Annotated in this window: 16 protein-coding genes; 6 read left to right on the plus strand and 10 right to left on the minus strand. The window is 39.6% G+C overall.

Going from position 1 to position 19,840, the window contains the following annotated elements:
* Positions 1–48 precede the first annotated feature (48 nt).
* On the minus strand, positions 49–867 hold the full coding sequence (locus EHQ16_RS01725; protein WP_135636944.1) for an enoyl-CoA hydratase/isomerase family protein: 819 nt from the start codon (positions 865–867) through the stop codon (positions 49–51).
* Entirely contained in the window at positions 851–1,378 is a 528-nt protein-coding gene (locus tag EHQ16_RS01730; protein WP_135636942.1) for a hypothetical protein, read from the minus strand. The genes EHQ16_RS01725 and EHQ16_RS01730 overlap by 17 nt, the downstream gene beginning before the upstream one ends.
* A gap of 92 nt (positions 1,379–1,470) precedes the next feature.
* On the opposite strand from EHQ16_RS01730, the gene EHQ16_RS01735 reads away from it, so the two are divergent.
* On the plus strand, positions 1,471–2,760 hold the full coding sequence (locus EHQ16_RS01735) for a PilZ domain-containing protein (protein WP_135636940.1): 1,290 nt from the start codon (positions 1,471–1,473) through the stop codon (positions 2,758–2,760).
* Here EHQ16_RS01735 and EHQ16_RS01740 read toward each other — a convergent pair.
* The 4 genes from EHQ16_RS01740 to EHQ16_RS01755 all read right to left on the minus strand — a co-directional run bounded on the left by EHQ16_RS01740 (position 2,752) and on the right by EHQ16_RS01755 (position 8,466).
* On the minus strand, positions 2,752–3,915 hold the full coding sequence (locus EHQ16_RS01740; protein WP_135636938.1) for a tetratricopeptide repeat protein: 1,164 nt from the start codon (positions 3,913–3,915) through the stop codon (positions 2,752–2,754). The two genes, EHQ16_RS01735 and EHQ16_RS01740, sit on opposite strands and share 9 nt — an antisense overlap.
* Before the next feature lie 86 nt (positions 3,916–4,001).
* Positions 4,002–6,533: a penicillin acylase family protein gene (locus tag EHQ16_RS01745; protein ID WP_135636936.1), complete on the minus strand. Its 2,532-nt coding sequence runs from the start codon at positions 6,531–6,533 to the stop codon at positions 4,002–4,004.
* A gap of 3 nt (positions 6,534–6,536) precedes the next feature.
* Positions 6,537–7,739, minus strand: coding sequence for a hypothetical protein (locus EHQ16_RS01750; RefSeq protein WP_135636934.1), 1,203 nt, complete (start codon positions 7,737–7,739; stop codon positions 6,537–6,539).
* Between the two features lie 70 nt (positions 7,740–7,809).
* Entirely contained in the window at positions 7,810–8,466 is a 657-nt protein-coding gene (locus EHQ16_RS01755; RefSeq protein WP_135636932.1) for a lytic transglycosylase domain-containing protein, read from the minus strand.
* 162 nt (positions 8,467–8,628) lie between these two features.
* Here EHQ16_RS01755 and EHQ16_RS01760 point away from each other — a divergent pair, with 162 nt between their 5' ends.
* The 4 genes from EHQ16_RS01760 to EHQ16_RS01775 all read left to right on the plus strand — a co-directional run bounded on the left by EHQ16_RS01760 (position 8,629) and on the right by EHQ16_RS01775 (position 13,745).
* Positions 8,629–11,010 carry a HAMP domain-containing sensor histidine kinase gene (locus EHQ16_RS01760; RefSeq protein WP_135637354.1) on the plus strand — a complete coding sequence of 794 codons (2,382 nt, stop codon included), beginning with the start codon at positions 8,629–8,631 and terminating at the stop codon, positions 11,008–11,010.
* Positions 11,011–11,155: 145 nt separating this feature from the next.
* Complete coding sequence (locus EHQ16_RS01765; RefSeq protein ID WP_135636931.1) at positions 11,156–11,962, plus strand: hypothetical protein; 807 nt, start codon at positions 11,156–11,158, stop codon at positions 11,960–11,962.
* 41 nt (positions 11,963–12,003) lie between these two features.
* Complete coding sequence (locus EHQ16_RS01770; RefSeq protein WP_135636929.1) at positions 12,004–12,810, plus strand: hypothetical protein; 807 nt, start codon at positions 12,004–12,006, stop codon at positions 12,808–12,810.
* A gap of 152 nt (positions 12,811–12,962) precedes the next feature.
* On the plus strand, positions 12,963–13,745 hold the full coding sequence (locus EHQ16_RS01775) for a hypothetical protein (RefSeq protein ID WP_135636927.1): 783 nt from the start codon (positions 12,963–12,965) through the stop codon (positions 13,743–13,745).
* 124 nt (positions 13,746–13,869) lie between these two features.
* Here EHQ16_RS01775 and EHQ16_RS01780 read toward each other — a convergent pair whose 3' ends face one another.
* From EHQ16_RS01780 to EHQ16_RS01795, 4 genes are all read right to left on the minus strand, one after another.
* The gene (locus EHQ16_RS01780) at positions 13,870–17,049 is read right to left on the minus strand and encodes an efflux RND transporter permease subunit (RefSeq protein WP_135636925.1); all 3,180 of its coding nucleotides are present in this window, start codon (positions 17,047–17,049) and stop codon (positions 13,870–13,872) included.
* On the minus strand, positions 17,027–18,439 hold the full coding sequence (locus EHQ16_RS01785; protein ID WP_135636923.1) for a TolC family protein: 1,413 nt from the start codon (positions 18,437–18,439) through the stop codon (positions 17,027–17,029). The genes EHQ16_RS01780 and EHQ16_RS01785 overlap by 23 nt, the downstream gene beginning before the upstream one ends.
* Positions 18,440–18,442: 3 nt before the next feature.
* Positions 18,443–18,667 (minus strand): YgaP-like transmembrane domain, encoded by a 225-nt coding sequence (locus EHQ16_RS01790; protein ID WP_135636921.1) that lies wholly within the window; start codon positions 18,665–18,667, stop codon positions 18,443–18,445.
* 99 nt (positions 18,668–18,766) lie between these two features.
* On the minus strand, positions 18,767–19,033 hold the full coding sequence (locus EHQ16_RS01795; protein WP_135636920.1) for a metal-sensitive transcriptional regulator: 267 nt from the start codon (positions 19,031–19,033) through the stop codon (positions 18,767–18,769).
* A gap of 41 nt (positions 19,034–19,074) precedes the next feature.
* Between EHQ16_RS01795 and EHQ16_RS01800 the strand changes: the two genes are divergently transcribed.
* The gene (locus EHQ16_RS01800) at positions 19,075–19,830 is read left to right on the plus strand and encodes an SAM-dependent methyltransferase (protein ID WP_135636919.1); all 756 of its coding nucleotides are present in this window, start codon (positions 19,075–19,077) and stop codon (positions 19,828–19,830) included.
* The last annotated feature ends 10 nt before the right edge of the window (positions 19,831–19,840 follow it).

Consider the following 19,840-nt stretch of genomic DNA (forward strand, 5'->3'; position numbering starts at 1 on the left):
TTTTAAAAAACCCTTGTCGAGCCATTATTTAGAAACCTTCTAAATTTTTTATTTGCCGGTAAACTTCGGTTCCCGCTTTTCTAAGATACTTTTGATTGTCTCCTTAAAGTCGTCCGAAATAAAGTTCCGCGCCTGGGATTCTGCTTCTTTTTTTAGAGCAGAATCGAGCTGTTTCCAGGAGTATAAATTCTTCTTTAATTCCTGTAAGGCGAGAGGTGCAGCCTTCGATAAGGACAACGCAAGTTCCATGGCACGAGAATACACTTCTGATTTAGGAACGCTGTCAAGCGCAAGGCCGCAAGACTTAGCAAACTTACCATCAAAAGTTTCACCAGTGAGTAACAACCTTCCACCTAAACTTTTACCGAGTAACTCAGGAGAAAGAAAACTAGAACCCATCCCTGGATGAATTCCTAGACGCACAAAATTAAAAGAATACTTACCTTCTTCTGCAAAAATTCGTAAGTCACAACCAAATGTTAAAGAAAGACCAGCTCCAATGGCATGCCCATTCACAGCAGCAATCACAGGAACGGGAAGTTTACGAACGGACAAAAAGAAACCATAGAATTTTCTCATATCACGTCTGTTTTGTGAGAAAGACTTTTCAGAGAAGGATCTGAGTAAATTCAAATCACCACCAGCACAAAACACATCGTTTCGCCCGGAGACAATCACGGCTCGTGGTAGGACTTTTTCTTTTCTTAAGGAATGAATGAGGTCGGCAAACTCTTCTCCCATTTTCCAAGTCATGGAATTACGAGAAGAGGGATTGTTTAGGAAGATGGAAACGATCTTTCCATCTTCAGTATCACGGGATTCAATTTCTAGGAATTCATACTCTTTGGTTTCAAATCGCGATTTCATCTATCTGAAAGGATTCGTACCAGGCTTTATCTTGTAAAGATAAAGGTTTGTTCCCGATCTCCATATTTTCAAAGTAATTGAGTAGAATTTCTAGGTGTTGTGATTCCTGGTTTTGATTGGGTAGAGCGGAATCAATGCCCTTACTGACCAAAACTTCGGCTCTAATTTTATCTTTATAATGATCTGGTTTTCCACTAAAGATCAAATGTGCGGAGATCAAATCGAAACGAATGGTATCCACAATTCTTTGTAAGGACTCTTCCGACTCTAAAAAATAACGGGAAGCCACTTCCGTTTGGAAATAATCACTCCAAGTGATGAGGTCAGGGATGGAACCTGTGCGTTCTAAAATTTTCTTTTGGGTTTCCTCATCCGTATAAAGTGAACCTGAAAACCTCTCCACAATGGCATACAATTCAGTGAGGATCGCTAATTTCTCCGGACTGAGGAGTCCTTGGCGGATCATCGGTAAAAGCTCAGGATTGACTTGTTTGGGGAGAGTGAGTTCCATATACTTCCCATTTCGGCGAATTCTGTCGTTTCCCATCACTTTTTCCGACCGAGAAAATCGATTTTCACACTCTAAAAATCGATAATTTTAGTATGGCAATCGGCAGAACAGATTCGATGCAGGAACTGATAACGATTTTAGAATCGTTATTTGAAGAAACCATCATCGGGTCTGATGTAAACATAGTCAAACACCTCTTTTACTACCTCAAAGCCGACAATAGAGAATTTGAATTTATCTACGAGGAACATACACTTGTCGCTGCTGTGGAAGAAATTGAAGCCCATACAGTGACACTGATGATTCCTGATTTGGTGGAAGAAGGTTCCAGACGTGCCCGAGTGCGTTTTGAAGTGATGAACATCAACTACCAATTTGAAGTTGTCATTCTCGATATCCAAAAAGAAAAAACAGTCATCAAAACTCCCACCGAGTTACAATCTTACCAACTCAGAACGAACAAACGTATCCCAGTGGATGATTTGTTTATGAACTTTATCATTTTATTTAGAAGTTTGACAGGTGGTTCAAGAGAAGTCGGGAAAAACCTTTATGCAGAGAGCCGATTCCCTCACCTAATGAAAGAAGTACGAAAGGATAGACCCGATAGCAAACTCATCAACGTGATGTTAACGGAAGCGATAGAACGTATTTCCAAAGACTATAAAATTCATTTTTTCCAGCCAGATGAAAAACTAAATGAATACGAAGACTTTGTCAAAAAAACAATTCTTAGAACGGGAAAATCAATTTATATCCCCGATTGCAATCGAATTGCCTCTTATATCAATGACCCAGGTGACGAAGTACTTTTTAATTATTATAACGAACACAAAGAAATGGCAAAGGAATTTGGGGAAGATTTTGCATTAGAATTTTTTGAATCCATGCGTAAACATGAATCCAGAGATTTTTATGTTTCCTACATCATCACTCCGATTCGTTTGTACGAAGATGTAGTCGGATTTATTAAAGTACATTCCACTGCCATGGACAGGTTTACAATCTCCCAAAACCAAGCTGTTTATATTTATGAATTAGCAGAAATCATTAGTTATGTATTCACTAAAATTGCCATCCAACATGGAAGTTATGAAACCATGCAGTCTACAACAAAGGTTGTGGATATTTCTCTCGATGGTCTTCTTTTTGAAATTTATGACAAACGATTGTTCCAATACTTAAAAAGACACAATATCATCAAAATGTTTATCCCTTTAAGTAAAGATAGAACCATGATCATTCGTGGGGAAATCATTCGATTTTTGGACAGAGGAGATCATTACCACCTTGGGGTAAACTATTTCAGTTCAGCCCCAGATGATATGTTGTATTTAGAATCTTATTTGTTTGAAAAGAGTATGAAAATTCTTTCAGAATGATCCTGATTGTTTTTCTGCCAAACGAATCGCATTGAGAAGATCTTCAGATAAAGTCGTTTCCCCTGTATAATAGAGGCGTAATAGTTTTCCATGTTCGACTAGTTTTTCTCTGTATTCTGATTCTTTCGTAGAACCTCGTGTTTCCTTCCATTTTAGATGATAGAACTCACAAGCCAATTTATGTAGATAATAATCAGATTTTCTGAGTGAGTAGGCTTTTTTTAGATACTCTTCCGAACGTTCTGCCCACTCTTCTCTTTTTTTACGACCATCGACGCCTGCATCTGCCATATTCGAATGCAAAAGATTCAGAAAAGAAGTTTCAAAACTATACAACCAAACCTCATAATTTTTCGGGTAAAGGTTTCTTGCTTCTTTGGCCACTTGAGGCATTAGATCCAATTGTTTTTTATTTTCTTTCCCTTCTACTTTAAAGTAGAAAGTGAGAAACCGTAAATAATCTACGAGAAATAATAACCTTTCTTGTGCATTGGAAAATCGTTCTCTGTTTTTCCATGCCATCGAATATTCAAAAGCAGTGGATACATACCCTTCTCCATCTTTCCAGTGAGCTTTTCCGAGCGCATAATGAGAATCAGGTGATCCTTGGTCAAGAGAAACAGAATGTTTATACATTCTAAGAGCTTCATCCATTTGCCCTTTGGCAAAATAATGATCTCCTTTCTTTTTTGCCATAAAGGCTTCATCGTATTTGGTTGTATCAAGTAGTCTAGCGGCCGTTACGGGACGATCTTCAATGAGTCGTAAATACCCTTCTCCACGAACCTGCCATCCAAAAAAAGTAGTTTGGTATACTGACTTTACCGTAATCATACCCACAATGTTTCCATCGCGAAATGTTTTGTGGTCTTGGTTCTTTTCTAAAAGATATAAAGTTTGTCCCACACGAATCCCTTTGGGATCTGCAACTTTGATTGTGACTGTGTCAGGCCTTGTGTCCACTTCCAACTCTTGGGAAAGTGTATCCACTTCATAGTAACTGGCTTTTTCAATTCCCACAACCTCACCCACAACAATCATTCGTAAAGGGTCAAGAGAAGCTTGGCTCCGAAAAGCGAAAGCTAACCTGTCTGCAGAAGATTGGGCAAAAGTTGCCGTTACAAAAAATAAAGTGAGGAGGAAGGAACGGAACATCTACTTTAAGGATCGGCTGGAATTAAATCTTTCAGAGTAGAAAAAAGAGAGATCCCCACAGGCCCAGTGGGGAAATTTTTTAAATTTTAGCGGGGTCGAAAATCCAATCGGTATTTTCCAGCACCGACTTGTTCTTTCGAATACAAGATTTTTCTGTGCACTCCGTTGATATAATCATCCACCAAGTTTCCATAAAAGGGACTGGCAAGATTTCCACTATTTCCGATGGGGAGCTGGGTGACCGACTCTTCAAAACGACCATAGTCAATGACTCTTCGTTTCGAAGGCCCTGCAAAGGCCGTCCAATCTTCTTTCATCAGTTTGTATTTTAAGTTGTTCACCACCTCGGCACCACCGGCAGAAGGAAGTGGGCCAATATTAAACACACCACCGATGAGAGGTAATACGCCAAGTGGATGAGGGTGTTTGATTTTATACAAATTTTTCCATGTCCAAAGGCTCGGGGATGCAGAAAGACGGGATTCCAAATACCTTCCTGTTTCTTCAATGGATCTTTTGAAAATGTCTTCTCTAGATTCAAGAACCCCTTCCGTTCGTAAATCATCCCAATACGGCGAACCTGGATTCCGAACAAACCTGCGATAGGCGTTCCAATACTCAGCCATATCTCCGTATAACTCGAAATTGGTGGATCCCATTTCATCAATGAGCAATTCCCGAAGGGTGATGTAAAAGAATACATCATAAACGGCAGCACCTTGTGATTCGGGAAAATGTTCAAAATTCCAATTTTTTAAAATGGTAAGAACTTTTTTTCCATTTGGTGTTTTTGCATCTTTCACTGAAGTTAAAACAAGATCCAAATACTCAGGAGCAAACGAAGAAACCGTATCATTTTGGATGGAAGCTAATTCTTCTAAACTCCATTTTTCTTTTGTTTCTAAAATCCCAACTAACCTTTGGAAACGATCAGGTGGTTGCCAGTTACCTTCTGGTTTTCCAAGTCCCGGTATGGATTTGGCTACTTGGTTATTGGCAGTCACAATGATTCCATTTTTAGGATTGATGATCTTTGGATTGTTCTTCGCAGGAAGATAACCCGTAACGTCATTTGCTCCCGTAGAACCTTCTAAAATTTTACGTGAATTTCCTGATTTTAAAATCGGGAATCTTCCCACTGCATAATAAGCAATGTTTCCATTTTTATCCGCATAACTAAAATTAAGACCAGGTGCCCCAATCATAGAAGATGCAGAATCAAGTTCTGCAAACGATTTGGATTTTCCCATTTGAAAAAGAACATCAAGTAAAGGATTCTCTAAATGGTGGTGAGCCCAATACAAACTCACCGGCCTTCCCTTATAACCTTTGATATGTTCGGTGATGAGAGGGCCGTGGTTTGTAATTCCTACTTCAAATGGAATTTCTGTTCCATCTTTCATACGAATGTTATCTCGGTAATAGGTTAAATCCTTCCAACCAGTTCCAGTTTTAAATTTCCCAGCTTCTATGGTTTCTAAATACAAATTCACATCATCTTGTTCCAACATGGTGAGTCCCCATGCTTTGTCCCTGTTATGGGCAATGAGTGGAAAAGGAATGATGGAAAGAAAGTATCCATAGTTTTCATATCCAGGGTATTCGATATATGCTTCATACCAAGCACCAGGATTGGAAAGAGCAATGTGCGGATCGTTGGCAAGAACGGCCCCACCACTTTCCGAACGACTCGGGGCCACAACCCAAGAATTACTTCCTTCTAAAGGTTCAATTGGCAATTGGAGATCGTTCACAAAGGATACTAGTTGTTTTAAATTCAGGACTTCAGATACAACCTTTTGATTTTTTATATCAGAAGAAGTCACATGGCTGCGACTTGGGTTTGGATTTAAACTCTGTGTTTGAATTGAATTTAAATTTTTGAAATTTCCTCCATTTGCTAACCTTTGGACACCCGGTTGTGTTTCCAGAATGGTCGCATTGGTTTCAAAATCATAACGTGGGAACAGTTCTGCGGCAGAACGTTCTTTTAACTCGGATTCCAAAATGGTGTACAAACTGTCCGATTTGATCCCTTCCGCAAAAGAAAACCCCATATAAAACAGAAAAGAAATAGCATCAACTCGATCAAAAGGTTTTGGTTTGATTCCAAGGATGGTATATTCAATGGGAAGATTGTCTTCCGCTAGAAAATGATTCACCCCATCCAAAAACCAATCCAATTGGTTCCAAGCCTCAGGATGGATATGATTGTTTTTGTTTGCATATTCTTCTGCAGTTTTTTTCAAAAGAAGAGACTTTAGAAACTGGTCTGTGGGAATCAGTTTCTCACCGAAAATTTCAGTGAGTTCCCCTTTCCCGATCCGTCTTTGTAACTCCATCTGAAAAATCCGATCTTGTGCCATGGTATAACCTAGCGCAAAGTAGGCGGATTTTGCATCCCCGGCAACAATATGAGGAATTCCAGCTTCGTCTCGAATGACAGTTACTGTTGAAGTTAATTTATCAGAGACAATTTCACCGCTGTATTTTGGTGCTTTGAACGACACGAGTCCCCAAAACAAAATATGTAAGGAAACAGGAAGGGTTAGGATAAAAAGCAGAAAGAGACTTATAAATGGTCTCTTTCTAATGAATTTTTTAGTTCTTTCTAACATAGGTTATTGTAACGATTTAATTTGACGAATGCGATTTTGTTTGTCTGCCGAATCCCAAGCTGCATTAGAAAAGGATTCTACCTTATAATATTTTGTTTTGTATTCATCTTTGTAAGGCAAAACAAGTTCACGATCTGGTTCTGTCGTTTTGGCGGCTTGGATTTTTCTAAGTCCTTCCGCTCCTTGGTTGAACCATTCGGGATCAATTGGTAAATTCACTCGGTGTCCACGAAATGATGTCGCTAAATAAGGTCCGTCCAAATCTTTATCACGAAGAATTTTTCCAAAAAAAGTAAACTCTACTTCGTTAGAACCGGAAACCAAATCACCATCATACACAGCATAGGCGATGTATTCCCCATTCTTTTCGTCCTTTAAATTGGCCTCTAAATGGTATTTTCCTTTTTTATAAACATTCACCACCGCACGAACAATGAGTGATCCATCATGTAAGGAATCAGAAAAAACACCGTTAAATTCTGCAGGGATTGATGGGCTCGAAAAGAAACTAGAAGTAAGAGTTGTTTTTAAATTCTCTGGGCCATAAGTGATTTCAGCCACAAGAGACATTTGTCCCCAATCCGGTTTTTGTGGTTTCCATGAAAAAGTAAAAATATTATCTCCACGAGTTTGGTCGCCATCGGTTCCGTTATCATTCACAGAAGCACTGACAACACCATACCTTTGGCCTTCCCACTCTTTAAATACTTGGTGAGAATCAATGGATACCTTCACACGATTCCTTGCTTTATCACGACATTCTAAAGTTACATACATCATGTCCTTGTTACCAATCACGGCCCAAGTTTTCGGTTGGAACAAACATACGTAACCTGTTGGTTCGTTCGTTTTTGGATCAATGGAGTAGTCGGGAGAATTTTCGATGATAAAAGGAAAAGCTAAGTCATGATTTAAAATGGACATAGGTCTTGAAAATGGAGGGTATTCGGCCCATTCTAAATACTTTTCGAGAATGAATTCTGGAGTGGCACCATCATCTGGAATTCCACCAGACCCATCAGATCCGTTTCCAGAACCATCATCCCCTTGCGTTGGATCAGAACCACTTGCCATCCTTTCTTGTCTGGCTTTCTCGCTAGCATCTTGATCAGAACCGGTATTATCCTTTGAAATATAGAAGATAAGACCCACAACGACCAATATAACAGCTGCTAGATACACACCGTATCTACGAATTAAATCCATACGCTCCCATCCTTTTTGTTTATAAAACGGATAAGAGCCTTGTCTGTTTTGAAACTATGTAAAGTAAAATTTAAATAGAAAGAAGACTGGCAACCGATTCGGAAATCAAACTTTGTGTAGGGATTTGCATTGATTTCCAATCTTCATAGTATCTGAACACAGACTTTGAATACTCTGGAATGCCTCCAAATCGTTTATAACCGCCAAGTCCTGCATTATAAGATAACAATGCGGCCTCTACAGAATCCGTTCGTTCGATCAAATAGTTCATATACAAAACACCAATCTGCAAGTTGATCTCTGGATCATATAAGTCTTTTGCAGATTGGAAAGGGATTCCTTCTTTTGTTGCAAGCCATTTTGCTGTCGCAGGCATCACTTGCATGAGGCCGAGTGCTCCTTTATGGGATTTGGCACGTTTATGAAATTGGGATTCTGTATGAATGAGACCTACAAGAAAACCAAGTTTATCAAAACGTTCCTGTTTGTTTCCTACGGGCAATCGGAGATTGTAAGAAGCTCTCTCCATCACTGAAACAAGTTCTTTTCGTTCCTGTTCGTTCAGTCCAGGCCTGTGTTTGGCTATATAGGCTTCTAATTTCCTTTTCGAAATGTCATTTCTTGCACTATAACCTGCCGAGCTGATTTTCCCGTATGATTCCATCAGGAAAATTAGAACCAGTAAACCGGTTCCTAGAATTTTGGTGATTGATTTAGATTTTCGCATTGGGTCCTCTTGAGTAGACTTTCATTTGTGCATCGCACTATAAGTCCATGATTTCCCGGCCCCCTATGCGGACAATTCATTTTTTGTGCACCGCACTAGTGAAAGTCCCCAGGGAAAATCAAATGCTTGCCTAAAGTCAAAGATCGTGGATACCTGGATTGCTTGGCTCCCCTACTGAATCTTTATAGTTTCTTCTATTTTGGCCTCTGTTTGGTGAGTGGGATCGCCTTTTCCTACTTTTTGTCGAGAAAGGAGGATCTAACTCCCACCTTTCGCGGCCTCCTCGTCCCACTTGCCTGTCTTTTCTTCTGGTCAGTGGCTTGGTCAATTTGTAACTCGTATGTGGCCCCGTGGACGGCCTATGTTTTTGTTTTTTTAAAAAACCCTGCCATCCTGATTATGGGGGTTTCGGCTTCGCAGCTTGCCTTCGGGTTCCAGGAAAATAGTTTTCCTAGGTGGAAAGACTGGAGTTTACGGATCCACATTTTTCTTGCCACCCTCGCCATCCTTGCCAATGGAACCGGGTTTTTCTTTCGAGAAATCCTATTTGATCCTAAGATGGAATTTTATGTTCCGAACCAACATGTGTCTTCACCCATCATCCAACTCTCGATCCTGTCCATTGCAGGTGTTTTGTGTTTGATTCTGGGAAATACCATTGTTGCACTCATTGCTAAGTATTTCCGATTTGAAGGATCCAAAAAAAGGAATACGGGGGGATTTTTACTAGCTATCTTTGGAATCCTTTCCCTGGCTTTTGCAGATATATTAGTAGATTTAAATTACTTCAGCAAACCCACCTTTTTATTTTTACTTACCAACCTAACAATCATTATCATGACGATTCTTGTTTTGGTTTCTCTCAACCAAGAAACAATCCCCTCCACTGTTGGATTCAAAATTATGACATTCAACTTAACTGTACTTTATTTGATTCTTTCTATCGTTGCTAATTTTCTTTTTAATCGATTCCGTGCTGACTTTCAAAATGAAATGAGCAGGGAAAAACATAGTATCAAAACACAATTGGAATTAGGTTCCATTTATCCCTTTGTTTATCTGTCAGATCTTGTTGTGGATGTACAAGATGATAGTTTCAGAATCAATAAAATTGATTTCACTAAAACCAATTTACTGCAGATTAAAAACCGTCCCTTAACCTTCGAACATTTTAACTTAAGTTCCTTTTCAGAAGATCCTTCCGGGATTTATTGGACATCCGACTTTTATGCAAAAAACCATCACTTTTTTGTTGCGATTCCTTATATAGAATACAGAACCACTGTCCATCAAACAGTAGTTTGGTTGATTGTCACACTGTTATTTTCTTTATTCACTATCTTTATGTTATACCCTGTTTTACACAAAACAAGTATCGTTTATCCTTTAACCAGGTTACTTGCAGGCATCCGAAAAATGCAAGCAGGGGATTTATTTGTCACAGTCAAAGTATCCAGTAGAGATGAAATTGGAGAATTATCGAATAGTTTCAACGAAATGATTTCTATTGTTCGCGATGCAAGACACCAATTAGAACAAAAAATCGAAGAACGCACCGAATCATTAAACCAAACCATTTTAGAATTAAAAGAAACCCAAGAACAACTTTTACAAGCAGAGAGGATGTCTACTCTGGGAAAAATCGCTGCAAGCGTCGCCCATGAGATCAACAACCCACTAGCAGCCATTAAAGGAAGTATTCAATTCATCAAAGAAGGACAAAGTTTTGGTGAAAACATAACCAAAACAGATAATGATCATTTAGCAGAAAAATTCATAACCGAATTTAAAAACCAAAAACGTTCCGAAGTGACATCAAGGTTCAAAAGAAAAAAAGAACTCATCGCTTTTTTTAAATCTAAATCAATTCCCGATCCTATCTCACTCGCTGATACTTGTTTTGATTTTAAAATGGAAGTGGTTCCGGAAGAATTCCAGAAACTTTTTGATACTGAAGAAGGAAGGTTTATCTTCCAATCCAAGTTGAATGATTTTGTCATTGGATTCCATTTGGGGATTATCGAAACCGCAGTGGAACGAGCCTCAAAAATTGTATTTGCTCTCAAACACCATTCATACTCCGGTCCCAAAGAATCCCAAAAACTCCTCTCTCTCAAAGAAGGAATTGATTCCGTCCTTTCCATGTATTCCACCAGCTGGAAACAGAATATTGAAATCGATTGGAAAGTGGAGGGTGACCCAGTGATTTTGGGTCACGCCGACGAACTCGTGCAAGTCTGGACAAACCTGATTTACAATTCCATCCAAGCCTGCCCCAAAGATGGAGGTAAGATCCGCATCTTTTTAAAGGAAGAACAAACGGAGGCAGTCATCACCATCGAGGACAATGGGAAAGGGATATCCCCCGACATCCTCCCTCGTATCTTTGAGCCCTTTTTTACCACCAAAGAACTAGGGATGGGCACGGGACTCGGACTTTCCATAGTCCAGAAGATCATCCAAAACCATAACGGAAACATCCAAGTAGAAAGCCTTCCAGGGAAAACCCTCTTCTCCATCCGCATCCCCCTAGCTAAATCCTAGGATTCTAGCCCTAGTCTTGTCAGAGAAACCCTGACAATGGCAAATTTATGTTAAAATTTTGTCTAAACTAGGCAAAAAATTTCTTGTCAATGTTTTGCCAAACTTATAAAACAAAGAGAACATACCTTCAGACCAGGAAAAGACAATGCGAACAATTTTAGCAACCATCACAGCCTTTCTCTTAGCGGGATCCCTAAGTGCCCAAACCTATACAGTTTTCATTCATGGAAAGTCAGATAAAAATCATAACGGAGTAGGAACTACTGACGTAAACAGTTATTGGGGTTCCTCAGTCAATTCTGTTGGCGGGACAAGAATTTTCATCGGATACGATGGAACTAGTGACCCTAGATCTTACGGATCTTCTCGCGCTCAATCAAACATCGCAACAGGCCTTACTAACTACTGCAAAGGAGCAAACTCTTGTAAAATCGTTTGCCATTCTGCTGGATGTTACGCTATCGAATATTGGTTGTCTAACCTTGGTTCTACGGCTTCTGCCAAAGGATTTAATCTCACAAAAGTAACGGCTCTTGCTGCGGCTTCCGGTGGGTCTGAACTTGCGAACGCACTGAACGGAATCACTTTTGGTTTCGGTGGAAACGCAATGGATAAATCTCTCATTGTAACAACTGCACGCGGTGCTTTTAACCACAACAATACTGGTGGAGTTGCCGTAAACCATGTCCCTGGATACAAAGGAATGTTTGGTGCTTCTGCCATCCTTCCAGGAGAAGATGATTATGCAGTGGCATACCATTCTTCTTGCGCATACAACCGTGCTGGTGGACTCAACAAATGCCAATCTTCTCTCACTCAATACGAAGGTCTTTGGCCATTCGGATCTAACAAAACATACAATCAATACAGTGGCCACTACCGTGCTCCATCTGTATCTTCCACTGGACTCTACCTCGACCACGGCCAAATCAAAACCGAAGGTTGGAGATAATTCAATAGGTATCATTTAAAGAAAGGAAAAGGAAAAAAGAGATGCGTAGCTCAATCACAACAATACTTGCGATGCTGTTTGCAGGATCGCTCAGTGCCCAAACTTACACTGTGTTCATTCACGGTAAGTCAGACAAAAACCACAACGGTGTGGGAACAACAGATGTAAACGGATACTGGGGATCTTCCACTAGTTCAGTTTCTGGATCTAAAATTTTCATCGGTTACGATGGAACGACTGACCCAAGAACTTACGGATCTTCCCGTGCACAAACAAACATTGCCACTGGCCTTACAAACTATTGTAAAGGTGCTAACTCTTGCAAAATCGTTTGCCACTCAGCTGGATGTTATGCGATTGAATTTTGGTTGTCTAACCTTGGTTCTACTGCATCAGCAAAAGGATTCAATCTTACAAAAGTAACAGCTCTTGCTGCGGCTTCTGGTGGATCGGAACTTGCTTCTGCACTCAACGGAATCACATTTGGTTTCGCTGGAAACGCAATGGACAAAGCTCTTATCGTAGGAACAGCACGTGGTGCTTTCAATCATAACAACACTGCGGGAGTTGCGGTAAACCATGTTCCTGGATACAAAGGAATGATTGGTGCTTCTGCAATTCTTCCTGGTGAAGATGACTATGCTGTAGCATACCACTCTTCTTGCGGATACAACAAAGCAGGTGGTTTGAATAAGTGCCAATCTTCTCTCACTCAAAGTGAAGGAATCTGGCCTTTCAATTCCAATGTTACCTACACACAATACACTGGACACTACCGTGCTCCATCTGTAACAGCAACTGGTCTTTACCTTGACCACAGCCAAATCAAAACGGAAGGATACCGGTAAGCAGCCGAACCCTCCGCTTTCTCTTCAAGAGAAAGGAAAAGGCCAACCATTTCGGTTGGTCTTTTTTTTGCCCCAAAGATATATAATTTGACATATTTGACTTATTTTTGCAATTTGTGTCGTAATATAGAAAATCAGGAAAGGGAAAAAAAATGCGAAGAACCTTAACCACTGTACTCGTGATGCTGTTTGCAGGATCACTCAGTGCCCAAACATACACCGTGTTCATCCACGGAAAATCAGACAAAAACCACAACGGCGTGGGAACAACAGACGTAAATTCGTATTGGGGAACCTCTGCGAATACAGTTTCTGGATCTAAAATTTTCATCGGTTACGATGGAACTTCGGATCCTAGAACTTTCGGATCTGCCCGTGCACAAACAAATATTGCGACAGGACTTACGAACTATTGCAAAGGGTCTAACTCTTGCAAAATCGTTTGTCACTCTGCAGGATGTTATGCGATTGAATTTTGGTTGTCTAACCTTGGTTCTACCGCATCAGCAAAAGGATTCAATCTTACAAAAGTAACAGCTCTTGCTGCCGCTTCTGGTGGATCGGAACTTGCTTCTGCTTTGAATGGCGTAACTTTTGGATTTGCAGGAAATGCGATGGACAAATCACTCATCGTAGGAACTGCTCGTGGGGCATTCAATCACAACAATACGGGTGGAATTCAGATCAACCATGTACCTGGTTATAAAGGTGCTTTTGGACCGTCTGCTATTCTTCCAGGAGAAGATGATTATGCAGTGGCATACCACTCTTCTTGTGGATACAACCGTGCTGGTGGGCTTGATAAATGCCAATCTTCCATCGTAAGTGGTAGCACTACTTATACACAATACTCAGGTCATGTTAGAGCACCTTCTTTAACAGCTACTGGATTGTATAAGAACCATAGTGAGATCAAAAACGAAGGAACTCGTTAATTCGTTTGTCTGAAAAGAAACCTTTAGAACAGATCCAAAGGTTTTGACTTTAAAGGCTGAAAGTAATTTCAGCCTTTTTTATTTGAACTTGGGTTTTCGCATTTAATTCAAAAATTAAATCCTTTTATCCGTGTTTGATCACACCTTGTCTTGATTTTCCAATAAACCAGTAATATAAAACTGGCACTGCAAACCGACTGAGGACCGTAGCTGCTATCTCACCAAACATAAGGGAGATGGCTAGACCCTGGAAAATAGGATCAAATAACATCACAAAGGATCCAACCACTACGGCTGAGGCGGTAAGTAACATCGGACGAAACCGAACGACTCCCGCATGGACTACCGCTTCCTTCAGTTCCACGCCTTTTTTGATTTCTCCTTCGATAAAATCTACAAGGATGATAGAATTCCTAACGATGATCCCAGCACCGGCAATAAACCCAATCATAGATGTGGCCGTGAAATAAGCTCCCATCACAAAGTGGCCCGGTAATATTCCGATCAGAGAAATAGGAATCGGTGCCATAATCACAAGAGGAACCGTATAACTTTTAAACCAACCGAGAACCAAAACATAGATAAGTAAAATCACAACAGCAAAGGCCCCACCAAGATCGCGGAACACTTCATAGGTGATAAACCATTCCCCATCCCACTTAATCACTGGTTTTGTTGTATTCCATGGAACCTCAGCAGTTTGTGTTTCATATTTAATTTTTGGAGCGAGTTTTAACATTCCATAAACGGGAGCTTCCTCTTCTCCAGAAAGTTCACTCATCACATACTGCACTGGTTTTAAATTTTTCCGAAATAGACTCCGGTCTTCTTCTTTGTATGGCTTTCCTAACACTCTCTCGGAAGAAACAACACCAGATTCCATCGACATGATATTTTGGTTTTGGAATGGATTTTTAGATCCACGTGCACTCTGGACCACAGAAAGATTTACCGAAACTTCTTCAGGTTCATCTGCTGTTGCCAAACTTAAAATGGGAGACTCCGAGAATATTAGGGAACCCGTATAGGCAAGGGCAGAAGTTTTGATTCCGTAAAGCCCGGACTTCTCAAAATCAATCGGATAAATCATCTTGCTACGGCCATTTCGGAGTGTAATATCTAAATCTACCACACTTGGTTCTTCTCGAAATACTTGATAAATTTCTTCCGTGACTCGTTTTCTTTCTTCTGCCGTTGGGCCATACACCTCCGCAACCATTGTTGCCATCACAGGAGGGCCTGGAGGGATTTCCAAAACTTTAGTTACAGCCCGATACCTTTCACCAAACTTTTGTATATCGGATCGTAAAGATTCAATGATTTCGTGACTTGACTCTTCTCTATTATTTTTATTCTTTAAAATGACTTGTAAATCATTCATAAAATCAAGATTACGAAGGAAGGAATGTTTTACCATACCTGAAAAAGAAAAGGGTGCTGCTTCCCCAGCAAAAATTTGAATTTTTTCTACATTGGGATTTTTCAAAAGAATTTTTGTTAACTCTTCTGAATGACTCATACTTTGGATGAGAGTAGTTTCTGGTTGGTAATCTACCAAAACTTGGAACTCTTCTTTGTTGTCAAAAGGTAACATCTTTACCTTCACCCATTTGAATCCAACAAAGGCCATAGAAAGAAATAAGAGTCCAATGGTAACAATCCCAAAAACACTAGCATTCTTTTTGAATCCGAGTAACCAATTCATAAAACGGATATAAATTGCATCGAGTTTCGAAATTTTATTTTCGCCGGAACCAGTGCCTGTATGAGAATGTTTTTCTTTTAACAAACGAACTGAGGCCCAAGGAGTGATCACAAAGGCAACGATAAGAGAAAGAATCATTGCAAGACTTGCTCCAACGGGAATTGGTTTCATATAAGGACCCATAAGCCCACGAACAAATGCCATTGGTAAAATAGCAGCAATCACAGTGAAGGTAGCTAAAATAGTTGGATTTCCTACTTCTGAGACAGCAATCAAAGTGGCTCGAATGATTCCTAACTTTGGATTTTCTTCCAAATGCCTTTCAATGTTTTCTACCACAACAATGGCATCATCCACTAAGATCCCGATGGAAAATATCAAAGCAAATAAAGTGACTCGGTTCAGCGTGTATCCAAGAAAATAATAAATGGCCAAAGTGAGTGCTAAGGTAACGGGGATGGCAATGGCGACCACAAGAGCTGACCGTAAACCCATCCAAAGTGCAATGAGAACCGTAACAGAAATTGTAGCAATGAGAAGGTGTTCAATCAACTCATGCGATTTATCTTCGGCTGTACTTCCGTAATCACGAATGACACTCAAACGAACTTCTTTTGGTAAATCTTTTTGAAAGAGATTGGCCCTTTCTAATAAATCCTTAGATAAATTGACTACGTTTGTACCTTTTCGTTTAGCGAATACAATCGTAACCGCATTTCGTTTTCCATCTCCAAGAGATTTATCATACAAAGCAGAGGATCTTGTCCTTTCTTCTGCCCCTTCTTCCACAATTGCAAGATCTTGGATACGAACCACTCGACCTCCCCTTTGTGCTACTGGAAGTCTTTTGACATCAGATACATTTTTTACTACCCCACCCACTTCCATATCCAGGACTGAATCATTTGACCAATTTTTCCCTGCAGGAATGAGAGCATCATTTTCTTTTAAACTCATCGCCACTTCGATCGCAGTCACCCCATACCTACTGAGAAGGATTGGATCCACTTTCACTCGAACTACTTTTTTCAATCCACCTAACATTTGTACCGATGCCAAATCAGGAGTTGAAGAAAGTTCACGGGCCAGTGGTGCGATCAGTTGACGTAAAACGTAATCATCCATTTTTTCTGAACTAAAACTAAGGGCCAAAAACGGAACATCGTCGATGGAATAAGATTTTACAACTGGGTTTAGTGTGTTACGAGGGAGAGTATTTTTTACCTCCATTAATTTATGATGGATCTTAACCAAAGAAGGTTCAATAGGTTCTCCCACTTTGAATCGCACAGTAATATAACTTCCATGCCATTTACTTGTAGAATAAACATATTCAACACCTTCGAGGCCCCAAACCGCACGTTCCACAACTTCTGTAACTTTTCGTTCCGTTTCTTCGGGTGAAAATCCGGGAGCGGGAATTTGGATATCAATCATAGGAACCGAAATTTGTGGTTCTTCTTCTTTCGGTGTTAAATAAACAGCAAATAATCCAAGTATCAAACTTGAAATTGCTATAACAATCGTAAGACGAGAATGTAAAAAAGTTTCAGCCAATCGTCCAGCAAACCCTTTTCTAATTTCTTCCAATGGATTCATTTGATTCTTCCTTATTTGAAAATAACGATGTCTCTGTTCTGACTTGTAAAACGGCGATTTCCGTTTCCATAAGAACTCGATTTAGTTCTAAAGATTTATTCAGTGTTTCGGCAAATTGAATGGCAGTAATCGCACCACTTTGAAAAAGCCTTTGCATATTTATAATTTGTTCGTCTTGGTATTTCACAGTTTCTTTCACCAACACTAAACTCTCAGCAAGTGAAATTTCTTTTTGAAGGAGGGATTTTACATGTGCTTCTTCTTCTTTGTTTTTTTCTTCAATTTTTTTTAAGGCTGCTTCCGCATTGAGTTTGGATTCTTCAACCACTCCCATATCTTTGGGGTTATAAAGATTCATTTGGAGATACACTCCTGCTTGGTAAGCATTTGCAGTATTCCGACTCCCATGGTATCCGTAAGCTTCTGAATAAGCACCAACCTTCGGTAAAAACTTAGCCATTTCCATATCGGATTTTAGTTTTTCACCTTCCGCATATTTGATTTGCGCATTCATTTGGTTGGATCTTTCGTAAACCATAGGCCTTTTGAAATAAGTATCTAAAAATACATTCAATTCAGATTCTATGATCTCTATTTCAGAAGATGGGAAATCAGAAAGAACGTATAAGGTTTCTTTGTAATCATGGATCTGTAGATCCGATTGTTTTTCCAAAATGGTTATTTGATTTTTAATCGATTTTAAGGCTAAGTATCCCGCATACCCAACAGGATTTCCTTTGTTACCGAGGGAATAGCTGGATTGAAACTTAGATTCAATTTTTTTAATCTTTTCTAGCCTTTGTTTGTATTCATTTAATGTTTGGATCGCTCTATAATAAAAACCTGATTGAGCAAATTCTCTATCTCGCACAGCAAGCCATTCAAACTTAAGACCCACTGATCTTTTTTCATTCATGGCCGCGAGAGTTTTTCCTGACCCACCTTCATACAATGGTAAATCCATACCAAGAGTTCCCCGTGAATATGTATGACTTCCAGGATAGTTTAATGTATCTTTAGCAAAAAGATTCATAGTATCGGAGTTTAACGTCGAATAAGGCTCGTTATTCGAATCTAAAAAGTTACCTGGCCGAAACTTAGTGGAAGCAGTGGAAAAATCAGAATCAGTGGCACTTCTTTGGCTCAGTTTGCCCATAAAATTGAGAGTCGGGTCATTGGTTTGAAAAGTCCTAAGATCGGTATAAACTCTAGGTAACCAATATTTGTCGGTACGTTCTTTGGCAATTTCTCCTGCTTTCCATTCCAAATATTTGGATTTTCTAGCTGATGAATTTTCCTCGATTCGTTTCCACAATTCATTAAAACCGACGGCCTCCGCAAAGAGAGCCATCGGAAAGGTCAAAAGCAAAAAGCTAATGATAGATTTCATTTTTTAATCCCTTACCTTGGGTTCAAAACCAAGTTTCTTCAGAAGAATGGCCATCGGGCAAAAACCAATGGTTGAAAAAACAACCAAATTCACACCCACGAGCAAATTCAAAAGATACCACCAAGGCGAAACCAAGGTTCCCAGTGAGACACCTACCAAACTAAAGAGCCCGGCGACCAAATAAACCACCCGCTCTAAATACCAAGTTTTTGTCGAAGCTAGAAACATTACCATACCCCCTATAGTATATAGATTCTAGATCCATATATACCCCTATGGGTATATATGGCAAGTGATTTTAGAGGTTGGAAAAAAGGATTTTGCGGTTTAGAGAGAAAAGGCGGCTGTAATGGCTTTTTTTACATCGGATTCGATGTTTGCTGTGGATTTTTTTTCCTTAAAACAGGTGTCCATATACTCGTGGATATAGGCTTCTCCAAATTTTTTCATGGCTTGGTGGGCTGCTTTTAAGAGCAAAATGGCTTTTTCGCAGTCTTTTTCTTCTGTTGTAATTGTATTCTTGATTGCTTCCAGCTGTCCCTGGATTCGATTGATACGATGGATCAGTTTGGTTTGGTTTTCCGAAAGGCTCATACCATATACCCTAGCGGGTATAAGATTCCTACAAGCAAAAAATGACACCTTTTCCCTTTTCCAAATCACCAGCCTCCGTCCTTCCACAATCGCCACCCTACTTTGTTTCCAACTTTGGTTATTGGGAAGGTGACCATTCTTATCAAACGGCTGGGGTCAAATTTCTGTCGAAATTTGTGAGCCGTTCCGACTTACGACCTCAATCTAAAATTTTGGAACTTGGGTCAGGTCTCGGAGGGAGTTTAGTCTACTGGTCAAAGTATTACCAACCAAATCTTTTATCTGCAATCAATTTACCTGGAGAACAATCAGATTTCGCAGAACAATTGTTTGTATCAACTGATACAAAAGTAGTACCTTTTATTCATGGAGGTTGGGAAAAAATAAAAACCTTTGGAAACTCTTCTTATCATTACGTTTTTTCTTTGGATGCCTCTTATCATTTTGAAAACTTACAATCGTTTTACAAGGAAAGTTACCGGGTTTTAGAACCTGGCGGTAAGTTTGTATTCACAAATTTTCAAATCACTGAAAGTCGGTTCAAAAAACTTTGGTGGTTATACATTCCCTTCCTAATTCCAAAAGAGAATTTAAAGTTAGTAGAAGAAACGATCGCTGAATTAAAGGAAATTGGATTCAAAGAAATCAAACGAGAAAATTGGACAAAACCCGTCCTGTTAGGATTCATTGAGTTTTCAAAAACTTTGCCGGCTTCTTTAAAAATATTCGGCAAAGTTTTGAACCTGTTTGTCAAAAACTTTGGTCTTACTTATCACTACTACGTATTTGAAAAATAAAACCCCTCTA

The sequence above is a fragment of the Leptospira kanakyensis genome, from assembly GCF_004769235.1.
GTDB classification, from domain to species: domain Bacteria; phylum Spirochaetota; class Leptospiria; order Leptospirales; family Leptospiraceae; genus Leptospira_A; species Leptospira_A kanakyensis.

Coding starts and splice junctions, on each gene's coding strand:
- EHQ16_RS01725 (WP_135636944.1), bottom strand. CDS start 867: ATGAAATCGCGATTTGAAACCAAAGAGTATGAATTCCTAGAAATTGAA.
- EHQ16_RS01730 (WP_135636942.1), bottom strand. CDS start 1,378: ATGGAACTCACTCTCCCCAAACAAGTCAATCCTGAGCTTTTACCGATG.
- EHQ16_RS01735 (WP_135636940.1), top strand. CDS start 1,471: ATGGCAATCGGCAGAACAGATTCGATGCAGGAACTGATAACGATTTTA.
- EHQ16_RS01740 (WP_135636938.1), bottom strand. CDS start 3,915: ATGTTCCGTTCCTTCCTCCTCACTTTATTTTTTGTAACGGCAACTTTT.
- EHQ16_RS01745 (WP_135636936.1), bottom strand. CDS start 6,533: ATGTTAGAAAGAACTAAAAAATTCATTAGAAAGAGACCATTTATAAGT.
- EHQ16_RS01750 (WP_135636934.1), bottom strand. CDS start 7,739: ATGGATTTAATTCGTAGATACGGTGTGTATCTAGCAGCTGTTATATTG.
- EHQ16_RS01755 (WP_135636932.1), bottom strand. CDS start 8,466: ATGCGAAAATCTAAATCAATCACCAAAATTCTAGGAACCGGTTTACTG.
- EHQ16_RS01765 (WP_135636931.1), top strand. CDS start 11,156: ATGCGAACAATTTTAGCAACCATCACAGCCTTTCTCTTAGCGGGATCC.
- EHQ16_RS01770 (WP_135636929.1), top strand. CDS start 12,004: ATGCGTAGCTCAATCACAACAATACTTGCGATGCTGTTTGCAGGATCG.
- EHQ16_RS01775 (WP_135636927.1), top strand. CDS start 12,963: ATGCGAAGAACCTTAACCACTGTACTCGTGATGCTGTTTGCAGGATCA.
- EHQ16_RS01780 (WP_135636925.1), bottom strand. CDS start 17,049: ATGAATCCATTGGAAGAAATTAGAAAAGGGTTTGCTGGACGATTGGCT.
- EHQ16_RS01785 (WP_135636923.1), bottom strand. CDS start 18,439: ATGAAATCTATCATTAGCTTTTTGCTTTTGACCTTTCCGATGGCTCTC.
- EHQ16_RS01790 (WP_135636921.1), bottom strand. CDS start 18,667: ATGTTTCTAGCTTCGACAAAAACTTGGTATTTAGAGCGGGTGGTTTAT.
- EHQ16_RS01795 (WP_135636920.1), bottom strand. CDS start 19,033: ATGAGCCTTTCGGAAAACCAAACCAAACTGATCCATCGTATCAATCGA.
- EHQ16_RS01800 (WP_135636919.1), top strand. CDS start 19,075: ATGACACCTTTTCCCTTTTCCAAATCACCAGCCTCCGTCCTTCCACAA.